Here is a 22,028-nt window from a genome sequence, read left to right as displayed (position 1 = left end):
ACAACCTTGAGGTCGCCCGATGAGTGTTGGCACCACCCAGTCACGCCAAGGGCTCGGCAGCCGGCTCGCCGCGCTGGCTCGGATCGTGGAGCTGGCTGCGCTCCAGCCTGAGCGCCAGGACGCGCGAGCGGTCACCGCAGTCGACCACGGCGCACATCTCCACCACCCCGTCCTCGGGCTGGGAGATGTGGGCCCTGCCCGCCCGGGGCGGGCGTGCGCTGTTGATGATCTTCCCGCTTCTGGTCAGCTCGGCCTGGGCCCTGCCGGTCAGGTGACAGGAGACGCTCGCCGGCGGCCGCCTGCCGGCCAGGATCTCGGCGACGGCCTGCGCGAGGGCGCGCAGCCGCCGCTCGTCGGGGATCGCCCCCGGCGGGCCCCAGATCAGCGGCTTCCCGGTCGGAGGTGCCGGAACCTCGGGTTCGAGGGCGAGGGCGAGGGTTCCCTGCACGTACGGAGGCATGGCCGGGATGTCCGTCGCGGGGCGGTCCTCGTCGTAGGGCGGCTCGGCGGCGGGGGACGGCGCGATCCGGGGTAGCGGCGCCGGACGTCGTGGGGGCGACATGGGTGACTCCGATTGGGCTCGGCTTGCGGGTGGGGAAACTGACACTTGAAGGAGTTTCCGGCCCGCTGCCCAGATACGTGGTCCGCCAGCTTTCTGAAAATTCCGGTTGGTTCGTCCCTTCGGGCGGAGAAGGTGACCTTGAGCTGGAGTGGTCCATCCCCGAGGGGGGCGGGTTCCGGCCCGAGCCGTGATCTTCGCTGGACGGCCGAAACCGCTTCAGGAGCCGGGCGGCCCGGTGTCAGGGCCGCCAGGCGCCGCACCGGGGGGCGCGGCCGGCTCGCCGGAGTCGATGTCGGGTTCGGGCTCGCGGCCGGGGGTCATGATGTTCAGCTTCCTGATCAGGAAGCTGAACACGGAGTAGTAGATCACCGCGTAGACCAGCCCCATCACGATGACGATCGGTATCCCCCGGGCGTTGGGCGCGGTCCCGTACAGGCCCAGGTCGATCAGCCCTGAGGAGAAGCTGAAGGCGAGCTTGGCGCCCAGGGCGGAGGCGAGGGCCAAGGAGATGCCGGTCAGCACGATGTGGATCACGAACAGCACCGGAGCCACGAAGATGAAGGCGAACTCGATCGGCTCGGTGATCCCGGTGAGGAAGGCGGTGAGCGCCGCGGAGATCATGATCGAGCCGACCGCGGTGCGCCGGTGCGGCGGTGCGGCCCGCCAGATGGCGATCGCGGCGGCCGGCAGGCCGAACATGAGAACCGGGTAGAAGCCGGCCTCGAAGCCGCCGTAGCCGACGGCGCCGCTGTTGAAGCAGATCAGGTCCCCGGCGAGTTTCTTGCCGTCGACCACGCACTCGGGGACCTGGGTCCAGATCACGTTGTTGACGATGTGGTGCATGCCGAGGGGGAGCAGGGCGCGGTTGACCATGCCGTAGACCCCGGCGCCGAGTTCGCTGTTGGAGGCGAGCCAGGTCCCGGAGGCGCGGACCCAGCCGCCGAGCACCGGCCAGACGAAGCCAAGGAACACCCCGATCACGAGCCCGGCGAAGGCGGTGAGGATCGGCACCAGGCGGCGCCCGCCGAAGAAGGCCAGCCAGGTCGGCAGCCTGGTGCGGTGGTAGCGCTGCCAGAGCAGTGCCGAGACCAGGCCCATGATGATGCCGCCGAGCACCCTGGTCGGGTTCTGCGCGCCGAGGTCGAGTACCACGCTGGGAACGCCAGGGGTGGCCCGCTCGAACACCTCGGTGGTGATGGACTCCCTCAGGTCGGCGTCGAACAGGATGAAGAACATGTTCATGCTGACGGCGTGGAAGACCAGATAGCCGACAAGCGCCGCCAGGGCGGTGGAGCCGTCGGCCTTGCGGGCGAACCCGATGGCGACACCGATCGCGAACAGGATGGGCAGGTTGTCGAAGAGCGCGCCGCCCGCCGTGCCGACGACGCGGGCCACATCGTCGAGCAGGACGTTGTCGGTCCGGCCGAGGAGGTCGTCCCGGCCGAGCCTGAACAGCAGGCCCGCGGCGGGCAGGACCGCGATCGGCAGCATCAGAGAACGTCCCAGGCGCTGGAGCACGCTCATCGCGGCGGACCCGGGCCGGTGGGCGGCGGACAGGCCCGCGTCCGCCGAGGGGGGACTCATCGGGCTTTCCTCCAGGGGGTGGGAGGGAGGAGTGCGGCGAAGGGTGGGGTCAGGCGCGGCGGGTCGGTAGCTCCAGGATCGTACGGAGTTGGTAGCGGTCGGCGCGATAGGTGGAGACCCCGAGTTCGGCGCAGACGCCTCCCGCGTAGGAGCGCCGCTGCAGCAGCAGCACGGCCCCGCCGCGTGGCAGTTTCAGCAGGTCGGCGTCTCCGGGATCGGCGATGCCGCCGTCGATGGTGAGCTCGCCGGCGTCGAGCACCAGGCCGTAGCGGGTCTCCAGCAGGGCGTAGAGGGAGCGGCCTGTCAGGTCGTGGGTGTCGAGGTCGGGTGCGATGGAGACGGGAATGTGCGCCCGCTCGATGCACATGGGCTCGCCCGCCGCGGTCCGCAGCCGTTCGATGAAGTGGACCTCGTCGCCCGGCTGGATGCCGAGCTCCCTGGCCAGGTGCGCGCTGGCCCTGACCACCCGGCGGTCCAGGTCGCGGGAGCCGGGTTCCATGCCCCTGGTGCGCATCTCCTCGCTGAAGGAGGTCAGCCGCAGGGCCATCTCGATCTTGGGGCGGGCCACGAAGGTGCCCTTGCCGGCGACCCGCTGGAGCCTGCCCTCGGAGACCAGGTGGTCGACGGCCTGCCGGACGGTCATGCGGGATAGGCCGAAGCGCTGGCAGAGCTCGCGCTCGGACGGGATCGCGGTGCCGATCGCCAGCTCGTTGTTCTCGATGAGATCGAGCAGGATCTCCCGCAGCTGGAAGTACTTGGGCACCGGGCTGTCCGGATCGATCTGGGCCACAGGATCCTCCCCCCTCGATCTGAGGTGTCTGATGAGTTATGGTTCGTACTGGTCTAGTCCGGACTAGACCACAGGCCGGAAAAGGGTGTCAACGTACGGACCGGAGACGGATCGATAACGGCCCGATCTCGTCCGTCCGAGCCGAAGGATGAGCGCGAGATGACGACCAAGATGCGCAGCGAGATAGCCGAGCAGCCCGCCGCGTTGCGAGCCACGCTCGACGCCCTCCTCCCCAGGGTCGGGGAGGTGGAGCAGCTCGCGGGGCAGACCCGCCAGCTGCTGTTCATCGCCCGTGGCACCTCCGACAACGCCGCAGTCTACGGCCGTTATCTGGCCGAGGCGCACACGGGCAGGCTCTCCACGCTCGCCGCCCCCTCGATCGCCACCACCTACCGGCGCAGGCTGGACCTCGACGGCGTGCTGGCCGTCGCCCTCTCCCAGTCGGGCAGGACCGAGGAGATCGTCGAGACCCTCGCCTGGGCGAAGGACTGTGGGGCCCGGACCGTGGCCATCACCAACGGCGGAGAGCAGAGCCCCCTGGCCCAGGCCGCGGACCTCGCCCTGTGCACGGTGGCGGGCGAGGAGAAGGCCGTCCCCGCCACCAAGACCTACACCACCCAGCTCGCCGCCCTCGCCGTGCTCGCCCTCGGTCTCGGCGCGGACGTCGACCCCGGCGACCTGCGGCGGGTCCCGGACGCGGTCGAGAAGCTGGTCGGCGACCCGGGCGATCTGGAGGCGATCGTCGAGGGGCTGGCGGACAAGCCCGGCGTCGTGGTCTCCGGCCGGGGGCTGGCCTTCTCCACCGCGCTGGAGCTGGCGCTCAAGCTCAAGGAGGCGTGCTACCTGCACGCCATGGGCCTGTCGTACGCGGACCTGCTGCACGGCCCGATCGCCGTGGTCGACTCCGACACCCCGGCGATCCTGGTCGCGGCGGGCGAGGGCCCGACCCTGGCCGGCACCGTGGCGCTCGCCGAGCGGGTGACCGGCGCGGGGGCCTCGGCCTACACGGTCGGCGGCGGTACCGCGCTCTCCTCGGTCTCCACCGCCGCGCTGAACGGCCCCGACCTGCCCGAGTGGGTCGCGCCACTGGGCCTGATCGTCCCCGGTCAGCTGCTCACCGAGGCGCTCGCGCGCAGGCTGGGGATCGACCCGGACGCCCCGCGTGGTCTCAACAAGGTGACCCAGACCGACTGATCGCGATACCTCCTCTAGCCTGCCCATAGCCCTGGGGACAGGGTGATCACAACTGGAGGGCGACATGGCGGCCGACGCCGACGCGATCATCGCTGGACTCGGTGGTGCGGACAACATCATCGAGATCGAACCGTGCATCACCCGGCTCCGCACCGAGGTGCGTGACGCCTCCAAGGTCGACCAGGTGGCCCTGCGGGCGGCCGGCGCGCACGGCGTGATGGTGGCCGGCGGCGTCGTGCAGGTGGTGGTGGGCCCCGAGGCCGACACGATCGCCGGCGACATCGAGGACATCATCGGCTGAGGGAGGTGTTCTCGCGGACGGGGGCATGCCGAGGGGAGTGCGGTGACCACGGTTCTGGCACCGGTCGCGGGGGTGGCCGTGAGACTCGACTCGGTACCCGACCCGGTCTTCTCCGAGGGCCTGGTCGGGCCCGGCATGGCGATCGAGCCGGACAGGGCGCCCGGCCGGGTGTTCTCCCCCATCGCGGGCACCATCGTCAAGCTGCACCCGCACGCGTTCGTGGTCGTCGGCGACGACGGCAGGGGAGTCCTGGTCCACCTGGGTATCGACACGGTTCAGCTCAGGGGCGAGGGCTTCGAGCTGCTGGTCGCGGAGGGCGATCGGGTGAGCGCCGGGCAGCCGGTGGTGGCGTGGGACCCGGCCGGGATCGAAGCGGGTGGGCGCCGCCCGATCTGCCCGGTCGTGGCGCTGGACGCCACCGCGAGCGCCGTCATCGGCCTCGCCGAGGGGGTCGTGGACGCCGGTGACCGGCTTTTCGAGTGGAGCGATCCGGCCTGACGGCCCGCGGGGCCGGGAGATGGCGAAGAATGTGAAATGGTGTTGAGCCATCGGATGGCCAAAGGCCGGCAAACACACCGTGTGGTCTAGACCGCACTGTCGACTCTGAGGAGGAACACGTGGCCGAGCGCCATGTCACCGTCACGTCGGAGGTCGGCCTGCACGCCCGGCCCGCCGCGACGTTCGTGCGGGCGGCGACCAAGGCGTCCCTGGACGTCACCATCGCCAAGGGGGCCGGCTCACCGGTGAACGCCAAGAGCATCCTGTCGGTCCTCGCACTCGACGTCAGGAGGGGGGACATAGTGGTGATCAGGGCCGAGGGCGAGGGCGCCGAGGAGCTTCTCGACCAGTTGGCGGGCATCGCGTCGGCACCGTGAGCCGAGGTGTCTCTGGTTCGCCGGTCGGTTCGGAGCGCGGGCGCCGGGACATCCGCCCGGATAGCGTAAGAGGCATGGCTCGGTGGATGCGTGTGACGGGGATCGCAGTGATCGCGACGATGGCGGCCGGATGTGTCGGCACCGGAAGCGCCGTTCCACCGGCGTCCGGTGCGGTCGGGGGCGGTGAGTCCTCCGCGAGCGTGAGCCCGGCGGAGTCCGCGGGCCCGGCGGCCGCGCCCGCCGAGACGGCGAAGCCCGGGACAGCGAAGCCCGAGACGGCGAAGCCGGCCGGTGTGGAGGCAGTGCTCGCCTCGATGAGCCTGGAGGAGAAGGTCGGCCAGCTCTTCATGCCGGTGCTTTACGGTCAGGCGGCCGACACGGTGTCGGGGGAGAACCAGGCGCGGTTCGGCGTGGACACCCCGGCGAAGATGGTCGCCCGCTACCGCCCCGGCGGGGTGATCCTGTTCCCCTGGGCGGGCAACGTCAAGAACGTCAGGCAGGTCGTGGCACTGACCAACGGGCTGCAGAAGGCGTCGCCGGAGATCCCGCTGCTGATCGGCGCGGACCAGGAGAACGGCCAGGTCTCCCGGCTCGCCCCGCTGGTCACCAACCTGCCGGGAGCCTCGGTCATCGGCTCGACCGGCGACCCCTCGCTGGCCCGCCGGGCCGCGGAGGTGACCGGCCGCGAGCTGCGCGTCCTGGGTATCAACCTCGACTTCGCCCCCGTCGCCGACGTCAACATCAACCCGCGCAACCCGGTGATCGGCCCGCGCGCCTACGGCTCCGATCCGAAGAAGGTCGCGCCGATGGTCGCCGCCGCGGTCCGCGGCTTCCACGACGCGGGGGTCGCGGCCACGGCCAAGCACTTCCCCGGCCACGGTGACACCAACGTCGACAGCCACACCGGTCTGCCGGTGATCAAGCACTCGCTGTCCCAGTGGAAAAGGCTGGACGCCCCGCCTTTCGCCGCCGCCATCGGCAAGGACGTCGACGCGATCATGACTGCGCACGTCGTCATGCCGAAGCTCGACCCCTCCGGCGACCCGGCCACCCTCTCCAGGCCGATCCTGACCGGGCTGCTCAGGGAGAAGCTCGGCTTCGACGGGGTCGTCTCGACGGACGCGCTGGACATGGCGGGGGTGCGCAAGAGGTATGACGACGGGGAGGTGGCGGTACGGGCGATCCAGGCCGGGGTGGACCTGCTGCTCATGCCGCCGGACTACCGCGAGGCCCATGGGGCGCTGCTGGCCGCGGTGAAGTCCGGGAAGATCTCGGAGGCGCGGCTCGACCAGTCCGTCCGGCGCCTGCTGAAGCTGAAGGCCGCCCGTGGCCTGCTGGAGAGGGCGCCGGTCGCCGACCCGGCCAGGGCCGAGCGGGTACTGCGCTCGGCCGGGCACCTCAAGGTCGCCCGGCTCATCAACTCGCAGGCCCGCTGAGCGAGCTTTAAGATCGCGACCGCGGCCTGGGCCCCGGTCGCCGTGGTCATGTACCCGGCCATGGTTCGCTCATGGTCACGGTTCTCTCGCGGTCACGGCCGGGTCCGTGCCGCGGAACCGGGTCAGGCGGCCTGGAGGCTGCCGGTCCTGGCCAGCGAGACGACGAGGGACTGGATGACGCGCATGAGGAGGGCCTCGATCAGCATGACCGCCGCCTTGGCGAGCATCGTGGAGAGGAACCCGGACATAACAACCTCACAGGGAGAAGGATCGCTTAATGCGATAATCCACACCAAACAGGACTAAGTCACCAGCTAGGAGATTACCGTTCGGTGAACGTTCGGTGACACCTGTCGAGTGGATGCCTGGAAGGCGACCCCGGCGGCCGTGGTGGCGGCGGCACTGCCCAGGGCGATGAACCACCCCACCGGCCCGAGGAAGCGGCAGCCGAAGAAGTGGCAGAGCCCGGGAACCGAGACGGTCATGCCCAGAACGCCGAGGGACAGGAGCGAGGCCAGCACCACGGTGCGATCCCGGGTGCCCAGGGCCAGGGTCTGCAGCAACTGCGTCGACACCAGTGCGACCAGTCCCATCGTGTCCGCCCGCCCACGCGTACCGGTCATCCGGCCGATCGCCCAGGCCGCGCCCGCCGCACTCGCCGTGGTGACGGCCCGCAGGTAGATGTCCCGGGTCAGGGAGGCTCCCAGCGAGGCCTCCGGGCCCTCCTCCAGCAGCTTCTCCGGACTGGTCGCGGTCGGTGGCCGGGAGGCCACCGCCATCGCGGGCAGCATGTCGGTGAGCAGGTTGACCAGCAGCAGCTGCCGGGCGTTCAGCACGTTCCGGCCGCTGATCAGGCTGGATCCGACCGCGAAGACGATCTCGCCGATGTTGCCGCCCAGCAGGATGCTCAGGGCGTCGCGGACCGACCCCCACATGGCCCTGCCCTCGATGATCGCATCGACGATCGTCTCGATGCGGTCGTCGGTCACCACGATGTCGGCCGCGGCCCTGGCCGCCGGGGTCGCGCGGGAGCCGAGGGCGATCCCCACGTCCGCGAGCCGGATCGCGGGGGCGTCGTTGGCGCCGTCCCCGGTGACCGCCACGACCTTGCCGGCCCGGCGCAGACAGCCGACGATCCTGGCCTTGTGGGCCGGGGTGGTCCTGGCGAAGACCGTCACGTCCGGCAGAGCCTCCAGCAGGGTCTCGTCGTCCATCCCGTCCAGCTCGGGCCCCGTCATGATCTGCCCGCCGTTCAGCACGTTCAGCTCGACGCCGATCGCCTCCGCCGTGCTCGGATGGTCACCCGTGATCATGATGATGCGTACGCCCGCCCGTGTCAGCCGGCCGACGCTTTCGGCCGCCGTGGGCCTCACCGGGTCGGCCAGGCCGAGGAAGCCCAGGAAGCACAGGCCCTGGATGCGGGACTCGTCGAGGTCGCGACGGTCGGAGGCGGCGCGCTCCGCGACCGCGAGCACCCGGTAGCCCTGCCGGGCGAGCTGGTCGAGCTCCTTCTCCAGCTCCGCCTCAAGGGAATCCGTGAGGCGGACCACCTGGCCGTCGCGGAGTACGGACGTGCAGCGGGTGACCACGACCTCCGGAGCGCCCTTGACGCTCAGCAGCGGCCCCGAGTCGCTCGCGCCGAGTACCGCGTGATAGCCGCGCCCGGGTTCGAAGGGAAGCTCGTCGACCCTCTCCCAGCTCCCCGTGCCCTCCCTGGGCACCACGCCCAGCAGCTCGGCCCCGTTCACCACGGCGCGATCGGTGGGGTGCGCGATGGGACGCCCCTCATCGTGCCGCGGGCACGCGCGCAGCCCCGCGGCCACGATGTGCCTCATCTCGGGCGTCAACGCCTCGACGAGACGTTCGTCCTGCCCGTCCGAGACGCACCGCAGGCTGATGCGCCCCTCGGTGAGCGTCCCGGTCTTGTCGAAGCAGAGCACGTTCACCCGGCCGAGGGCCTCGATCGTGGAGGGGTTGGGCACCAGGGTGTTGCGGGTCGACAGCCGCCGGGCGGCGGCGAGTTCGGCGACCGAGGCGACGAAGGGCAGCCCCTCGGGCACGGCGGCGACGGCGAGGCTCACCGCGGGCGCGAGCGCCTCGATCATCGACCTGCCGCGCAGCAGGTCGGCGGCGAGCAGGACGAAGCCGGAGCCGACCGCGACCGGAAGGATCCGGCGGCTCAGCTTCCGCAGTCGCAACTGCACGCCCGAGACGGGTGGCCGCTCCTTGGCGAGCCTGGCGGTCCTGGCGGCCTCGGTCGCCTCGCCCGCCGCGACCACCACGGCCAGCCCGCTACCGGCCGCCACGGTCGTACCCTCGTAGACCATCGAGCTCCGGTCGGCGACGGCGGGTGCGTCGACGGGCGCCGGCGACTTGGTGACGAGCTGGGACTCGCCGGTCAGTGCGGCCTCGTCGATCTCCAGGCCCGTTGCCCTGAGCACCCGGCAGTCGGCAGGCACGGTGTCGCCCGCGCGCAATTCGAGCACATCGCCCGGTACGAGGTCTTCGACCGTCACGCTCACGCCCTCGTTGGGGCGGCGCAGCCGAACCCGGATCGCGACCGACTCGGTCAGGCGATGCAACGCCCGTTCGGCGGTGAACCGCTGGCCCCCTCCGATGAACGCGTTGGCGAACACCACCGTGGCTATCATCACCGAGTCGGAGATCGAGCCGACCAGGGCCGACAGGCCCGCCCCGGTGGCCAGGACCGGGGTCAGCGGGTTGGCCAGCTCCTCGGCGGACGCGCGGAGCAGCGAGGCGGGACGCTCAGACTCCGCGGATCCCGCCGAGCTCCTGCGCCGGATGGCCTCGGCCTCGGTGATCCCGCTGGGCGAGGAGCCCAGCAGGGACAGGACGTCCTTGGTCGACATCGCGTGCCAGGGGGTCTGGTCCACCCGGACCGGCGGCGTCTCCTGCCCGGCGTGCCAGCCCGCCCACACACCTGTGACGATGGCGGCCATCGCGGTGCAGTCACTTGAGAGCTGCGCCCTGCCCAGTGACCGCGACGGCGGCCCGAGGGCGGTCAGCGCGCCTCCGGCGGTCGCTCCCGTGGCGTCGAGCCATGCGCACCGCTCGCTCGTCTTCCTCGCCGGTGCCAGGCAGCTCAGCAGCAGGTGGATCTCCTCGAGTGCGCCGATCACGTCCGCCTCCCAGGGCACCCGGCCCGAGCGGGACAGCACGCCGATACCCAGGTCGGCGTGGGCCAGCGCGGTCATGCGGCGTCCCGACACCACGGCGACCCCGTGACCGTCCGCCTGGAGCTCGCGGACCGACCGGGTCAGCCGGGAGGTGTCCAGTACGAACTCGTCGATGCCGAGCCGCAGACCGAGCCCCAGATCACCTCCCGCCAGCAGCACGGTGCCCGCGGCCTTGGCCGCGGTGACGATCGCGTCGGCCAGCGGGTCCACCTGCGGCGCCATGCCGACCAGGGCCACGGGAACGCCCTGCCTCGCCACGCGGACGGCCCGGAGCCCCCGAGCCTCCCATTCCTCGGCGTCCGCCGCGATGAGCCTGGCCGGGCCCGGCACCGGCTCGGCCGTCCACTCCTCGTGTTCCCGCCGCGCGCCGGGGTCGGCGAGGTCGAGCAGGGCGTAGAGCCGCGCGTGCAGTCCGTCGGTGTCGGCGTCGCCGAGGGGTACGATGCGGTCGATCTCCCAGGAACCCGTGTCGAGCACTTCGGCGTCGAGGATGACCGTGTCGATGCCGTCCATGTGGCGCAGGGCGCGGCTGTTGAGAACGACCGCCCCGCGCCGCGCCAGGGCGCGCCCGATCGCGGAGGCGAAGGATTCGCGGCCCAGCTTCGCGGCGTTGGGGGTCGCCGCGGTGAGCATGGCGATGGTCCGTTCCCGGTTTTTGCCGAGGAGGTACGTCAGCCCGGTGGCGCCCACCGCCACCTGGCTCGCGACGTGCTCGAACCGTCGCACGGGGCTGGTGGACATGGGGGACGGGCGCGGTTTCCTGGCCGTGCGGATGTGGCGGTAGGAGCCCCCCCACGAACCCAGGTCGTGCTCATGCCTCTCCCAGGCCCGTCGCGTGTCGCGCGTCTCAAGGTAGCGGCCGACGGCGGTGGCCGACTGGACGAGCATCCCCAGCGGACGCAGCGCCAGCGTGTAGGTGACGATGTCCGCCGTCTCGAGCAGGGCGGAGGCGGTCGGAACGCCGAGGTGGCGGTCCAGCTCGGTGCGGACCTTCGGGGTGGACTCGGCCAGGCTCAGCAGGGCGGGAATGATCGGAGTGAGCGGCAGCACGTGCATCACCCGCCCGGCGAGCGCCATGCTCGTTCCGACCAGGCTCCCGCCGAGCCGGATGCCCATGCGTGTGTGGCTCCGCACCGGGTTGGCGATGCGGTGCTCCGCGTATTCGGAAGCGAGGGACACCGGGCCCGGCAGCGACTCGTCGTCAAACTCGGCGTCCTCGTCCACGTCCGGCTCGCTGTCGCCGTCGCCGTCGTCAGCGTTGTCGAACGAATCGACGACCGCCACCAGCTTCTCCAGGTCGACCGAGTCGGGGTCGCACCCCACGAACACGATCCCGAGGGCGCCGTTGACCTCCGCCCGCTCGACCCCCTCCACCTTCAGCAGCGAGTTCTCCAGCCGTCGCGCCGTCCGCCCGCTGCCGGGACCGCCGATCACGTACAGGTCGATGCGGAGCCCACCGGGACAGATTCGCCTCCCTCGGGAATGCCGCAGGGCGTTGCGGATCACCTCGGGCATGGCGCCCCAGAGAGTTTCCGCGGGAAGTGAGAGCAGGCGGGGCAGGAACATCCGGATCTCCAGTAGACGAGATGACGAGGCCGATCAGGCCGTGGTTACACGTGGCCCGATCGGCCCCATCACTGTGATCACTTGGAGGTGCTCCTGCGGGTCGAGGACTTCGGGCGGGCGGCGGACCTGGTGGCCCTGGAGGCGGAGCTCGCGGCACGGGAAACGGACGCCGAGGTCCGCGATGCGGATCTGGTGGCCCGTGACGCGGGCCTGGTGGCGCGCGACGCGGTCTTGGCGGTCCGTGAGGTGGTGCCTGCGGCTCGTGCGGTGGGCTTCGTGGTCCGGGACGTCGTTCGCGAGGTGGTGCCTGCGGCTCGTGAGGTGGGCCTGGCGGCGCGTGACGTGGTCTTGGCGGTCCGCGAGGTGGGCTTCGTGGTCCGGGACGTCGTCCGCGAGGTGGTGCCCGCAGCTCGTGAGGTGGACCTGGTGGCACGCGATGTGGTCTTGGCGGTCCGTGCGCTGGGCTTCGTGGTCCGGGACGTAGTCCGCGTGGTGGTGCCTGCGGCGCGTGCCGTGGGTTTGGTGGCGCGTGCCGTGGGTTTGGTGGCGCGCGTGGTGGTGCCTGCGGCTCGTGCCGTGGGTCTGGCTGCGCGTGCCGTGGGTTTGGCGGCCCGTGCGGTGGTGCTTGTGGGCCGGGTGGTGGTGCCGGCGGCTCGTGCCGTGGGTCTGGTGGCCCGTGCCGCGGGTTTGGCGGCCCGTGCCGCGGGTTTGGCGGCGCGTGCTGCGGGTTTGGCGGCTCGTGCGGTGGGCGTCGGAGCCCGGGGCGCGGAGACCGGGGCCCGGCCTCTCCCGCGGGCACGCTGAGCGATCATCGTCCCGACCCCGATGGCGGCCGCCACCGGCCACTCGATCAACCCCGCCACAGCCAGGGCGCCGAGCCCTCCGTAGTAGGCGATGCGCTCAGGGGGCGGAAGGAAGGACCTGGCGGTGTCGACGGCTTGGCCCGCTTCCTGCCGGCTGACGTGTGGCATGTGAACATGCGGCGGCCGGAACTGCACGGTCATCATTGGAAGGTTCAACTTCAGTGAGGGGTTGTCCTGCTTCCGGCCTGACGGTGTGTGCGTGGTGGACGCGGCGGGTGTGGTCGGCTTCCGCGCCGTATGGGCGCGTGACCGGCTCGCCTGAGCTACTGCCATGATCCCTCCTCATGGGAACCGAGGGAAGGTGCAAATGGAGCCCGCAGGAGGCCGATCACGCCTTCTACGTGCAGTTATATGGCCTGAGTGCCATGTTCGTAATCTTCCTCGAATTGGAGCCGTGAAACTCGTACCGGCCTTTGAATCGGATATTGGGGGAGGAATCTCCAATCCATCGGACCGTATGCACCCCGTTCCGGAGCGTCCTAGGAGAGGTACGGCTTGAGCTCGCGACGGGCCACGGTGCGAATGTGAACCTCGTCCGGGCCGTCGAATATGCGCATCGCGCGGGCCTGGGCGTACATCGTGGCGAGCGGGACGTCGTCGGCGAGACCCATGCCGCCATGGACCTGGATGGCGCGGTCGATGACCTCGCACGCCATCCTCGGAGCGACGACCTTGATCGCGGAGATCTCCGAGGCGGCCGCCTTCACGCCGACCGTGTCGATCATCCAGGCGGCCTTCAGGGTGAGCAGCCTGGCCTGCTCGATGGCCAGCCGTGATTCGGCGATCTGCTGCTGCACCACGCCCTGCTGGGCCAGCGTCTGGCCGAAGGCCACCCGGTTGGCGGCGCGGGTGCACATCAGCTCCAGGGCGCGCTCGGCCATGCCGATGGCACGCATGCAGTGGTGGATGCGACCGGGGCCGAGACGGGCCTGGGCGATGCGGAAGCCGTCGCCCTCCTCCGCGATCAGGTTCGAGGCGGGTACCCGGACGTCCGTGAAGACGATCTCGGAGTGGCCGTGCTGCTCCTGGTAGCCGAAGAGCGGTAGGTGGCGGACGACCTCCACACCCGGCGTGTTCATCGGGACCAGGATCATCGACTGCTGGCGGTGCGGGGGGCCGTCCGGATCGGTCTTGCCCATCACGATCAGGATCTCGCAGCGCGGGTCGGCGACCCCGGTGATGAACCACTTGTGGCCGTTGATCACGTACTCGGAGCCGTCGAGCCGGATGGAGGTGGCGATGTTGGTCGCGTCGCTTGAGGCCACGGCGGGCTCGGTCATCGCGAACGCCGAGCGGATCTCCCCGGAGAGCAGGGGCTTGAGCCACCGGTCCCGCTGCTCGGGCGAGCCGAACATGTGCAGGACCTCCATGTTCCCGGTGTCGGGGGCCGCGCAGTTCAGTGCCTCGGGCGCGAGGTCGATGGAACGGCCGGTGACCTCGGCCAGGGTGGCGTAGTCGAGCACCGACATGTTCGACTCATCGGGCAGGAACAGGTTCCAGAGGCCGCGTGAGCGCGCCTCGGACTTGAGCTCCTCCACCACCGGCGGCAGTTCATGGTTGTCGTAGCCCCTGGCCTGGCGCCACGCATGGTAGACCGGCTCCGCCGGGTATACGTGAGTTGCCATGAAATCGGTCAGATTGGCGAGGTATTCCTGAGCCTTGTCGCTGAGCGCGAAGTCCATGGCGGCAAGTTTGGCACCACCCCTTCTCCGATCGTTCACCGCCCACACTTACCCTGGAACCCGTTCCACTAAGGAGGACAGATGCTCAAGGGCGTGCTGATCGACTGGGGTGGCGTGCTCACCGTCGGCCTTTCCGAGGCGGTCGCGGAGTGGATCGTCGCCGAGAGACTCGACGCGGACCACTACCGGCAGGTGATGCGCGAGCTCATCGTCCACGCGTACGAGGGCCTGGAGAACAGCGAGAACGTGATCCACGCTCTGGAGCGGGGGGAGATCTCCGGGCTGGACTTCGAACGCCACCTGGCCGCCCGGCTGGTCACCACGGACGGCGTGCCGCCGGTCGCCGAGGGCCTGCTGGACAGGATGTTCTCCCGTTTCCACCGGGTCGAGCCGATGTACGAGATGCTCCGGGTGGCCCGTGCCGCCGGGCTGCGCACCTGCCTGCTCTCCAACTCCTGGGCGAACGAGTATCCCCGCGAGGGCTGGGACGACGTCTTCGACGAGGTCGTCATCTCGGGAGAGATCGGCATGCGCAAACCCGAGCAGAGGATCTTCGAGCACGCGCTCGGCAGGATCGGCCTGGCCGGTGAGCAGTGCGTGTTCGTCGACGACATCGAGGCCAACATCGAGGCCGCCCGGCGGCTCGGCATCGTCGGCGTGCACCACCGCGACCCCGAGGTGACCATCGCCGAGTTGGAGACCCTGTTGCGGGTCTCGCTGCGCTGACGCCCGCCCGGAGCGGATCGGGTCACTCCGCGCGGGCAGTACCACCGCGGGTCGCCGGTACTGGCACACTCGATGCGTGAATCGGCGCCGAACCGGCGCCGATGTCTTAAGAGATAGATCGAGGCATGGATGCGCGTCTACCTGCCGTGTACGCTCCCGGCGCTGGCCCGCGTGGCCACCGTGGGGGAGCTCGGCCCGGCCCCGCTGACCGGCTACGCGGTGACACCCGCGTTGATCGAGTGGTACGTCTCGGGTGACACCGAGGAACTGGAGTACGTCGCACTGACCGAGGCGGCCAGGGATTCCCTGCGGATGCTGGCCACCGACCGCGCAGACGGGGTGGAGGTCGCCGCGCGGCGGGTGGTCGTCGCCGTCGACGTACCGGAGGGCGACGTGAGCGTGAGCGCCGACCTGGACGAGCGCGCCCGGGTACGACTCGCCGCGGCGGTGCCGCTGGCGCGGATCGCCGCCGTCCACGTGGACGACCTGTCGGCGGTGAAGGACGTCGAGGCCGCCGTCGCGGCGCTGCCCGCGGCCGACCGGGGCGACGACGACGCCAGGTTCACCGTGGACGGCGTCGAGGCCAACGAGCTCCTCTGGTACGCCACCCAGGAGATTCCCGACCTGGTCGGCTGATCCCCTCTCGCGCCCGGAGTCCGGAGAGCGGGCCGACCACCCTGTCGTAGCGCCGCTCCAGCGAGGGTTTTCGCTATCCTGGGAGGCAATATGAGACACATTGTTTGGGATTGGAACGGCACGCTCTTCCACGACATCGACGCCGTCGTGGGTGCGACGAACGCGGTGTTCGAGCCGTACGGGCTGGGCTCCTACGACGCGGACCGCTTCCGTGCCGTCTACACGCGCCCGATCTGGGCCGCCTACGAGCGCATGCTCGGCCGTGCCCTCCACGAGGGCGAGTGGGAGATGCTCGATCTTGGCTTCCACGACAACTACCACCGGCTGATGCTGGAGTGCGGGCTGGCCGACGACGCGCTCTCCACCCTGGAAAGCTGGGGGAACACGGGAGGCAGGCAGTCGCTGCTGTCCATGTGGGCGCATGACCGGCTGGTTCCCAAGATCGCGGAGTTTGGCATCGACCACCACTTCACCCGGATCGACGGTCTGCGCAGCGCCTCCGGCGGGCACAAGGCCGAGTCGATGGTGGCCCACCTGGCCGCGCTCGGCATCGACCCGGCCAACGTCCTCGTGATCGGCGACAGCCTGGACGACGCGCACGCCGCCCAGCACGTCGGCGCGCGCGCGGTCCTCTACACCGGCGGCATGACCAGCCGCGCCGACCTGATGTCCTGCGGCGTCCCGGTCGTCGACACCCTCGCGAACGCCCTCGACCACGCCTAGTGCTCTGTTCCTCAACGGAGGTCGCGAACGCGCTGCGGGGAAACCGAGGCCGTCGGGCCTGCCTTCCTGACGCCAGGGCCGAGGGGATCTGTACTTCCGGTAAGGAACGTCGCACTAGGCTCTGCCCCTCGGGCCTGCGGAGGCCGCCGTATCCGAAAAATGGTCGCGGGCCGGACAGGTGAACGGTGGGGTTTCCCGGTCGGCATGGTGGAGGGGGCACCACCACAGGGCAATCCCACCAAAAACTAATGTTTTCGGCATCGGAGGCGGTCGCCATGCGCCTCGGGCCGTACCCTGGGCATCCGCACCCATTCCGGGAGGCTCCGATCAACCGCCTCGTTCTCTGGAACATCGACCTCACCCTGGTCGACGTGTCCATCGTCACCCGCGAGGCATACGCGGAGGCCTTCCGCGCTGTCACCGGCAGGCCCCTGGTCAAGCTGACCCAGCCCAACGGGCGCCCGGACTCTGAGATCGTCTTCGAGATGCTCGCCATCAACGGGATCGTCGCCGGGGACGACCACCTCCCCAGGTTCCTCGACGCGCTGGCCGAATTCTTCGGAGCCAGGCGCAGGCGCCTGGCCAAGGACGGCCGGATGATGCCCGGGGCCCGCGACGCGCTGAAGGCGGTGGCAAAGCTCGACGGCGTGGTCCAGTCGGTGCTCACCGGCACGATCAAGAGCAACGCCGTGCACAAGCTGACCGCGTTCGGCCTCGACAAGTACGTCGACTTCGAGATCGGCGGCTATGGCGAGGAGGTCTATCCCAAGGCCACCCTCCTGCAGGTCGCGCAGGGCCGGGCCAAGCAGAAGTACGGGGCGACCTTCGACGGGAGCAACACCGTGCTGATCGGCGACTCGGCCAGGGACGTCCAGGCCGCCAGGATCGCCGGGGCCGCGATGATCGGCGTCGCCTCCGGGCGCTCCCTGGCGGCCGAGCTGCACGAGGCCGGGGCGGACGCGGTCCTGCCCGACCTCGCCAACCCCTCCGAGGTGGTGGCCGCCGTCGCCAGCCTCACCTCCCCGGCCCGCCGCGCCGGTCACTACCCCGCCGGCCGCTGATTCCTGTCCGGTAGGCGGGCCGGGCGAACTCGACAGTGCTGTCTTCCCCTACCCCCTTGCCGGCCACCCTCGGGCTCACCGGCCGATCAGGCGTCGCCACCTCGGCAAGAAGGAGCGGACATTGTCAATACTCTCCCGGGCCGCCCGCGTGTTCGGATGGTCGGCGCCCAGCACCCGCTCGCAGTCGGCCAGGACCTGCTTGAACATGGCGATGGCCTCTCGCGTCCGTCCCGCCGAGTCGTGGGCGTAGGCGAGGTGGTGGCGGCTGGTCAAGGTGGCCGGCGCCCTCGGCGGCGAGTGGCGCCAGTAGATCCTCGCGTACCTGAAACCCCGCGGGCGGGGCGGGGACGGCGCCCTCGACGATCTGCTCACGCACCGGCGGCCGGGCGGCGAAGTCGGCCACTACTACCGGCAGCTCCTCACGCGACGACCTTCGCTGATCCGTCATGTGCCCCATCCTCCGATCGAACACCTCCGCCGGGCACGGATGACGCCAAACGGTGATCAACTACCTTCGCGTGCCGGAGGGTGGGAGCGGCCCGCAGGTGAAGGTCACCGCTGTGGGAGGCCGGTCAGGAAGCGGCTCGCGATGGGGGCGGCCACCGTGGAGCCGGCGCCGCCGCCCTCCACCACGATGGAGAACGCCAGGTCTCCCCGGTAGCCGATGAACCAGGCGTGCGACGGCGGTTCCTTGCCCGAGCCGAACTCCGCGGTCCCGGTCTTGCCCGCCGTGCCGGAGGGGAAGGGGACCGCGCTCGCGGTGCCCTCCACCACCACCGCGGGCATCAGCGTGCGCAGTGCCCGCAGGATCTCGGGTTCCAGCTTCCGCGGCTCGGCCTCGGGCAGCAGGGAGGCCGCCACCAGGCGAGGTGGGCGCCAGGAGCCGTCGGCGATCGCCGCGGCGACCGTGGCCATGTTGAGCGGGCTCGCCAGCACCCGGCCCTGGCCGATCGAGGCCGATGCGAGGTCGGTGTCGTCCTTGGGCGCGGGGAACTCGGCCCGTACCGCGGGCACGCCGGGCCGGACGGGGGCGCCGAACCCGAAGCTCCCGGCGACGGTGGCGAGCCGCTGCCCGCCGAGCCGGTCCACGCTGAGCGCGCCGAACGTGGTGTTGCACGAGTGCGCGAACGCCGTGCGCAACGGGAGCGTGCCGTAGTCCTTGAACCCGGCGTTGTGGAAGGCGAAGCCGCCGATGTTCTGCTCAGCCGGGCAGCTCACCTGCTCGTCCGCGGTCATGCCGTCGGCGACCAGGGCCGAGGTGGTGATCACTTTGAAGGTCGAGCCCGGCGGGTAGTGGCCCAGCAGTGCCCGGTTGAACCCGCCGGGCTTGTTGACCACGGCGAGGATCTCCCCGGTCGAGGGCCGGAGCGCGACCAGCGAGGCGGGCCTGTTCACCGCTTCCAGTGCCGAGGCGGCGGCGCGGTGGACGTCCAGGTCGATGGTGGTGCGCAGCTCCCGGCCGGCCTTGGCGGCGGCGGTGGCGAGCGTGGCGACCTTCTCGGTGCCCTTCACCAGGTCGATCCGCGCGGACGAGGTGCCGGTGAGGCGGGAGGCGTACGTCTGGGTGAGTCCCTCGACGAGTTGCTGTACCGAGCCTGGCGTGTCGGGGGTGTCGATCCGGGTGCCGTCGGCGGCGAGGATCGGCGCCCGCTCGGCCTTGACCAGCATGGTCTTGATCCGCAGGCCCGTTCCGAGCCTGGGGTGGACGGCGGCCGGGCTCCACTCCACCCGCCAGGTGCGCTCGTGCTCGACCAGTCTCAGTGCCCCCTCGTAGGCCCAGTTCACGGGCCCCTCCAGCGTCGCGCGGAACCCGACGGTGGCGGGCTCGCCGTCCCGAACGTCTCCCAGGACACTGAAGGCGGCCCCCGTCAGCTTCAGGTCGGTACGGAAACGCCGGTACCAGCGCTCGAAGTCGTCCGGCGGCTTGACGGTCAGCGCACGCATCGCCGGGTAGTCCTGCCGGCTCCACGCGGTCAGGAACATCTCCGCGGTCTCCTCGGGCGAGCCCTCGGTGTGCAGTGCCCATACAGTGCCCGCGCTCGCGGTCGCCAGCACCAGCGCGGTCGCGATGGCCAGATGTCTCAGCCTCATGGCAGTGGTCGCCCTTCGTCGTCGGGGACAGAGTCGGGGACAGAGGAGACCAGAGAGTTGTCCCTTATGTCCAATATTTGGGACAGGGTGAGATCGATAGCCGAATGGATATCGGTGCTGGTGGTGACGTGTTTTCCGGGGGCGCCGGCGAGGGTGTGTGTGGTCGGTCCACACGGTGTGCCGGGGCGATATGTGAACCCCGGGGATGACATTCGGTTGGGGCGCCGAGAGGATAGGGCCATGGTTGAGGAAGGTGCGCTGCTCTGGGAGCCCTCCCCGGAGGTTGTGAGGGACGCGAAGGTCACCCGTTATGCGGAGTGGCTGGGCCGGGCCGGTGACTACGAGTCCCTGTGGCAGTGGTCGGTGGACGCCCCGGCCGAGTTCTGGACGTCGATCTGGGACTACTTCGGGGTCGTGGGGGAGCGCGGTGACGGGCCGGTCCTGTCGGGGGAGATGCCCGGCACGGAATGGTTCGCCGGGGCGACGGTGAACTACGCGGCCAACGCGCTGCGCGGGGCCGCCTCCGACCCCGGACGGCTCGCGCTGGTCGCCCGCGACGAGACGGGCGGGCGGCGGACGTTCACCAGGGGCGAGCTGGCCGAGGAGGTGGCACGGGTCCGCGCGGGCCTGGCGGCGCTGGGTGTCGGACGGGGCGACCGGGTCGCGGCCTACGTACCGAACGTCCCCGAGGCGCTGATCGCCTTCCTGGCGACCGCCTCCCTGGGAGCCGTCTGGTCCTCCTGCTCGCCCGACTTCGGGGCGTCCAGCGTGATCGACCGTTTCACCCAGATCGAGCCGAAGGTGCTCGTCGCGGTCGACGGCTACGACTACAACGGCAGGAGCTTCGACCGAAGCGCGGTCGTCGACGACATCGCGGCCAGGCTGCCGACGCTGGTGGCGCGGGTCCGGATCTCGGCCGAGGACGTGCGGGGCGTGCGGAGTACGCCGGGCGCGGGCATTCCCGGCGGCTCCGGCGCGGCGGACGCTCCAGGGCCTGGGGCAGGGGCCCGTACGGTGAGCTGGACGGAGCTGCGCTCCGTCGCGGGGCCGCTCGACTTCGAGCCGGTGCCGTTCGGGCACCCGCTCTGGATCGTCTACTCCTCGGGCACCACCGGGCTGCCCAAGCCGATCGTGCACGGCCACGGCGGTGTGGTGCTCGAACACCTCAAGGCGATCTCCTTCCACCAGGATCTGGGTGAGGACGACGTCTTCTTCTGGTACACCACCACCGGCTGGATGATGTGGAACTACCTCGTCGGCGGACTGCTGGTCGGCTCGACCGTGGTGCTCTACGACGGGGCGGCGACCTACCCCCAGACCGACGCGCTCTGGCGGCTGGCCGCCGAGGAGGGGGTCACCTACTTCGGCACAGGCGCTCCTTATGTGATCGCGTCCATGAAGGCCGGCCTCAAGCCGTCGGGCCTCGACCGGCTGCGGGGGCTCGGTTCCACCGGCTCGCCGCTGCCGCCCGAGGGGTTCGGCTGGGTGCACGACGCGCTGCCGGACGTGCAGCTCGGTTCGTTCTCCGGGGGCACCGACGTGTGCACCGGTTTCGTCGGCGCGGTCCCGCTGCTCCCGGTCCGGGCGGGCGTGATCCCCTGTCGCTGCCTGGGGGCGAAGGTGGAGTCCTTCGATCCGTCGGGCAGGTCGGTGATCGGCGAGGTCGGCGAGCTGGTGGTGACCCTGCCGATGCCGTCGATGCCGGTGATGTTCTGGAACGACCCGGACGGGTCGCGCTACCGCGACAGTTACTTCTCCGAGTACCCCGGGGTCTGGCGGCACGGTGACTGGATCAAGATCTTTCCTGACGGTGGCTCGGTGATCTACGGCCGCTCCGACTCGACACTGAACCGGGGCGGGGTGCGGATGGGCACCAGCGAGTTCTACCGCGTGGTGGAAGGTTTCGAGGAGATCGCCGACAGCCTGGTGATCGACACCGGCCAGCTCGGGCAGGAGGGCCGCCTGCTGCTGTACGTCACCATGGTCGAGGGGGAGACGCTGCGGGACGACCTGGTCATGCGCCTGCGCCGGGAGCTCAGGGAGAGGCTCTCCCCGCGCCATGTGCCGAACGAGATCATCGAGGTCCCCGGCATCCCCCGCACCCTCAGTGGCAAGAAGCTGGAGGTCCCGATCCGCAAGATCCTCCTCGGTGTCCCCCCGGAGAAGGCCGCCAATCTCGACGCCATGGCCAACCCCGAGGTCCTCTCCCACTTCGTCCCGGAGGCCGACACCGCGCGGCGCTGACCGCCCCGCCCCGCCACGTCACCGGGCACGGGCCCGAGGACCGGCCTTCCCAGGCGCCGCCCGAACCATGGAGGCCGCCGAGATGCGCCCCGTGGGACGTGGCGGGGTGGTCCCGGGCTCCGGGGACATTCCTCCCGGGAGTCGGGGGCGTCGGCCCAGGCGGCCTGGGACGGGGTCCGAGTTCGCTGTCCAGGTGATGAAAAATCCTGATTCGTTCCGCCGGATCGTCGCCGGCATCGCCCTGCTCGCCTGGCCGCTGCTGGAGTTCCTCGCCTTCCTCACCGCGCCGCCGGGAAGAAGTCACGCCCCCGCGGTCTTCCGGGAGAACGCGACGACGGTGCAGGTCAGCGCGCTTCTCTACCTGTGGGCCGCGCTCGCCCTCATCCCGGTGACCTTCGCCCTGGCCCACCTGCTGCGCAGGCGCGCCCCGAGAACGACCCGAGCGCGGTGTTCCTGCTGACGCCCTGGGTGGGGTCGTTGTCGACGCCCGACTGGCT

20 protein-coding genes are annotated in these 22,028 nt (G+C 70.7%); 12 read left to right on the top strand and 8 right to left on the bottom strand.

The genetic code is table 11. The features are described from left to right. Positions 1–40: 40 nt before the first annotated feature. The 3 genes from ABZ260_RS21485 to ABZ260_RS21475 all read right to left on the bottom strand — a co-directional run bounded on the left by ABZ260_RS21485 (position 41) and on the right by ABZ260_RS21475 (position 2,936). A complete protein-coding gene (locus ABZ260_RS21485) occupies positions 41–562 on the bottom strand; it encodes an Rv3235 family protein (protein WP_355620300.1) in 522 nt (173 codons plus the stop codon). A gap of 216 nt (positions 563–778) precedes the next feature. Continuing rightward, on the bottom strand, positions 779–2,146 hold the full coding sequence (locus ABZ260_RS21480) for a PTS transporter subunit EIIC (protein ID WP_355620297.1): 1,368 nt from the start codon (positions 2,144–2,146) through the stop codon (positions 779–781). A gap of 49 nt (positions 2,147–2,195) precedes the next feature. After that, the gene (locus ABZ260_RS21475) at positions 2,196–2,936 is read right to left on the bottom strand and encodes a GntR family transcriptional regulator (protein ID WP_350920864.1); all 741 of its coding nucleotides are present in this window, start codon (positions 2,934–2,936) and stop codon (positions 2,196–2,198) included. Positions 2,937–3,095: 159 nt separating this feature from the next. Here ABZ260_RS21475 and ABZ260_RS21470 point away from each other — a divergent pair, with 159 nt between their 5' ends. From ABZ260_RS21470 to ABZ260_RS21450, 5 genes are all read left to right on the top strand, one after another. Further along, a complete protein-coding gene (locus tag ABZ260_RS21470; protein WP_355620294.1) occupies positions 3,096–4,130 on the top strand; it encodes an SIS domain-containing protein in 1,035 nt (344 codons plus the stop codon). Positions 4,131–4,194: 64 nt separating this feature from the next. Continuing rightward, on the top strand, positions 4,195–4,431 hold the full coding sequence (locus ABZ260_RS21465) for a glucose PTS transporter subunit EIIB (protein WP_350920870.1): 237 nt from the start codon (positions 4,195–4,197) through the stop codon (positions 4,429–4,431). A gap of 42 nt (positions 4,432–4,473) precedes the next feature. Beyond that, positions 4,474–4,929, top strand: a complete 456-nt coding sequence (locus ABZ260_RS21460; RefSeq protein ID WP_350920873.1) for a PTS glucose transporter subunit IIA — start codon at positions 4,474–4,476, stop codon at positions 4,927–4,929. Between the two features lie 119 nt (positions 4,930–5,048). After that, the gene (locus tag ABZ260_RS21455; RefSeq protein ID WP_355558153.1) at positions 5,049–5,306 is read left to right on the top strand and encodes an HPr family phosphocarrier protein; all 258 of its coding nucleotides are present in this window, start codon (positions 5,049–5,051) and stop codon (positions 5,304–5,306) included. Positions 5,307–5,398: 92 nt separating this feature from the next. Next, positions 5,399–6,742: a glycoside hydrolase family 3 N-terminal domain-containing protein gene (locus ABZ260_RS21450; protein WP_355620290.1), complete on the top strand. Its 1,344-nt coding sequence runs from the start codon at positions 5,399–5,401 to the stop codon at positions 6,740–6,742. Positions 6,743–6,864: 122 nt separating this feature from the next. Here ABZ260_RS21450 and ABZ260_RS21445 read toward each other — a convergent pair whose 3' ends face one another. Next, the gene (locus tag ABZ260_RS21445; protein ID WP_355620287.1) at positions 6,865–6,990 is read right to left on the bottom strand and encodes a hypothetical protein; all 126 of its coding nucleotides are present in this window, start codon (positions 6,988–6,990) and stop codon (positions 6,865–6,867) included. Between the two features lie 66 nt (positions 6,991–7,056). Next, positions 7,057–11,505, bottom strand: coding sequence for an HAD-IC family P-type ATPase (locus tag ABZ260_RS21440; protein ID WP_355620284.1), 4,449 nt, complete (start codon positions 11,503–11,505; stop codon positions 7,057–7,059). Positions 11,506–11,586: 81 nt separating this feature from the next. On the opposite strand from ABZ260_RS21440, the gene ABZ260_RS21435 reads away from it, so the two are divergent. Beyond that, positions 11,587–12,309 (top strand): hypothetical protein, encoded by a 723-nt coding sequence (locus tag ABZ260_RS21435; protein WP_355620281.1) that lies wholly within the window; start codon positions 11,587–11,589, stop codon positions 12,307–12,309. Positions 12,310–12,847: 538 nt separating this feature from the next. Here the strand turns inward: ABZ260_RS21435 and ABZ260_RS21430 are convergent. After that, positions 12,848–14,050 (bottom strand): acyl-CoA dehydrogenase family protein, encoded by a 1,203-nt coding sequence (locus ABZ260_RS21430; protein ID WP_355620278.1) that lies wholly within the window; start codon positions 14,048–14,050, stop codon positions 12,848–12,850. An 81-nt stretch (positions 14,051–14,131) separates the two neighbouring features. Here ABZ260_RS21430 and ABZ260_RS21425 point away from each other — a divergent pair, with 81 nt between their 5' ends. From ABZ260_RS21425 to ABZ260_RS21410, 4 genes are all read left to right on the top strand, one after another. Further along, complete coding sequence (locus tag ABZ260_RS21425) at positions 14,132–14,776, top strand: HAD family phosphatase (RefSeq protein ID WP_350920893.1); 645 nt, start codon at positions 14,132–14,134, stop codon at positions 14,774–14,776. Between the two features lie 129 nt (positions 14,777–14,905). Then, positions 14,906–15,412 carry a hypothetical protein gene (locus ABZ260_RS21420; RefSeq protein ID WP_355620274.1) on the top strand — a complete coding sequence of 169 codons (507 nt, stop codon included), beginning with the start codon at positions 14,906–14,908 and terminating at the stop codon, positions 15,410–15,412. A gap of 90 nt (positions 15,413–15,502) precedes the next feature. Next, entirely contained in the window at positions 15,503–16,135 is a 633-nt protein-coding gene (locus ABZ260_RS21415) for an HAD hydrolase-like protein (protein ID WP_355558172.1), read from the top strand. Positions 16,136–16,410: 275 nt separating this feature from the next. Continuing rightward, positions 16,411–17,196, top strand: a complete 786-nt coding sequence (locus tag ABZ260_RS21410) for a haloacid dehalogenase-like hydrolase (RefSeq protein WP_355620303.1) — start codon at positions 16,411–16,413, stop codon at positions 17,194–17,196. 75 nt (positions 17,197–17,271) lie between these two features. Here ABZ260_RS21410 and ABZ260_RS21405 read toward each other — a convergent pair whose 3' ends face one another. Both ABZ260_RS21405 and ABZ260_RS21400 read right to left on the bottom strand, forming a co-directional pair. After that, positions 17,272–17,469: a tetratricopeptide repeat protein gene (locus ABZ260_RS21405; RefSeq protein ID WP_355620271.1), complete on the bottom strand. Its 198-nt coding sequence runs from the start codon at positions 17,467–17,469 to the stop codon at positions 17,272–17,274. A 279-nt stretch (positions 17,470–17,748) separates the two neighbouring features. After that, positions 17,749–19,287: a penicillin-binding transpeptidase domain-containing protein gene (locus tag ABZ260_RS21400; RefSeq protein ID WP_355620268.1), complete on the bottom strand. Its 1,539-nt coding sequence runs from the start codon at positions 19,285–19,287 to the stop codon at positions 17,749–17,751. Between the two features lie 240 nt (positions 19,288–19,527). Between ABZ260_RS21400 and ABZ260_RS21395 the strand changes: the two genes are divergently transcribed. Together ABZ260_RS21395 and ABZ260_RS21390 are read left to right on the top strand one after the other, a co-directional pair. Further along, complete coding sequence (locus ABZ260_RS21395) at positions 19,528–21,531, top strand: acetoacetate--CoA ligase (RefSeq protein WP_355620265.1); 2,004 nt, start codon at positions 19,528–19,530, stop codon at positions 21,529–21,531. Between the two features lie 196 nt (positions 21,532–21,727). Next, the gene (locus ABZ260_RS21390) at positions 21,728–21,991 is read left to right on the top strand and encodes a hypothetical protein (protein ID WP_355620262.1); all 264 of its coding nucleotides are present in this window, start codon (positions 21,728–21,730) and stop codon (positions 21,989–21,991) included. The last annotated feature ends 37 nt before the right edge of the window (positions 21,992–22,028 follow it).

Source organism: Streptosporangium sp. NPDC006013, assembly GCF_040614275.1.
Lineage (GTDB): Bacteria > Actinomycetota > Actinomycetes > Streptosporangiales > Streptosporangiaceae > Streptosporangium.
The sequence above is the reverse complement of the archived record's forward strand: the minus strand, read 5'-3'. Positions and strand labels throughout refer to the sequence as shown.

What these genes read in the sequence shown, in the direction of transcription:
- ABZ260_RS21420 (WP_355620274.1), top strand. Translation starts at nt 14,906, where the DNA reads ATGCGCGTCTACCTGCCGTGTACGCTCCCGGCGCTGGCCCGCGTGGCC.
- ABZ260_RS21410 (WP_355620303.1), top strand. Translation starts at nt 16,411, where the DNA reads ATGCGCCTCGGGCCGTACCCTGGGCATCCGCACCCATTCCGGGAGGCT.
- ABZ260_RS21395 (WP_355620265.1), top strand. Translation starts at nt 19,528, where the DNA reads ATGGTTGAGGAAGGTGCGCTGCTCTGGGAGCCCTCCCCGGAGGTTGTG.
- ABZ260_RS21445 (WP_355620287.1), bottom strand. Translation starts at nt 6,990, where the DNA reads ATGTCCGGGTTCCTCTCCACGATGCTCGCCAAGGCGGCGGTCATGCTG.
- ABZ260_RS21415 (WP_355558172.1), top strand. Translation starts at nt 15,503, where the DNA reads ATGAGACACATTGTTTGGGATTGGAACGGCACGCTCTTCCACGACATC.
- ABZ260_RS21400 (WP_355620268.1), bottom strand. Translation starts at nt 19,287, where the DNA reads ATGAGGCTGAGACATCTGGCCATCGCGACCGCGCTGGTGCTGGCGACC.
- ABZ260_RS21480 (WP_355620297.1), bottom strand. Translation starts at nt 2,146, where the DNA reads ATGAGTCCCCCCTCGGCGGACGCGGGCCTGTCCGCCGCCCACCGGCCC.
- ABZ260_RS21485 (WP_355620300.1), bottom strand. Translation starts at nt 562, where the DNA reads ATGTCGCCCCCACGACGTCCGGCGCCGCTACCCCGGATCGCGCCGTCC.
- ABZ260_RS21390 (WP_355620262.1), top strand. Translation starts at nt 21,728, where the DNA reads ATGAAAAATCCTGATTCGTTCCGCCGGATCGTCGCCGGCATCGCCCTG.
- ABZ260_RS21440 (WP_355620284.1), bottom strand. Translation starts at nt 11,505, where the DNA reads ATGTTCCTGCCCCGCCTGCTCTCACTTCCCGCGGAAACTCTCTGGGGC.
- ABZ260_RS21465 (WP_350920870.1), top strand. Translation starts at nt 4,195, where the DNA reads ATGGCGGCCGACGCCGACGCGATCATCGCTGGACTCGGTGGTGCGGAC.
- ABZ260_RS21425 (WP_350920893.1), top strand. Translation starts at nt 14,132, where the DNA reads ATGCTCAAGGGCGTGCTGATCGACTGGGGTGGCGTGCTCACCGTCGGC.
- ABZ260_RS21430 (WP_355620278.1), bottom strand. Translation starts at nt 14,050, where the DNA reads ATGGACTTCGCGCTCAGCGACAAGGCTCAGGAATACCTCGCCAATCTG.
- ABZ260_RS21470 (WP_355620294.1), top strand. Translation starts at nt 3,096, where the DNA reads ATGACGACCAAGATGCGCAGCGAGATAGCCGAGCAGCCCGCCGCGTTG.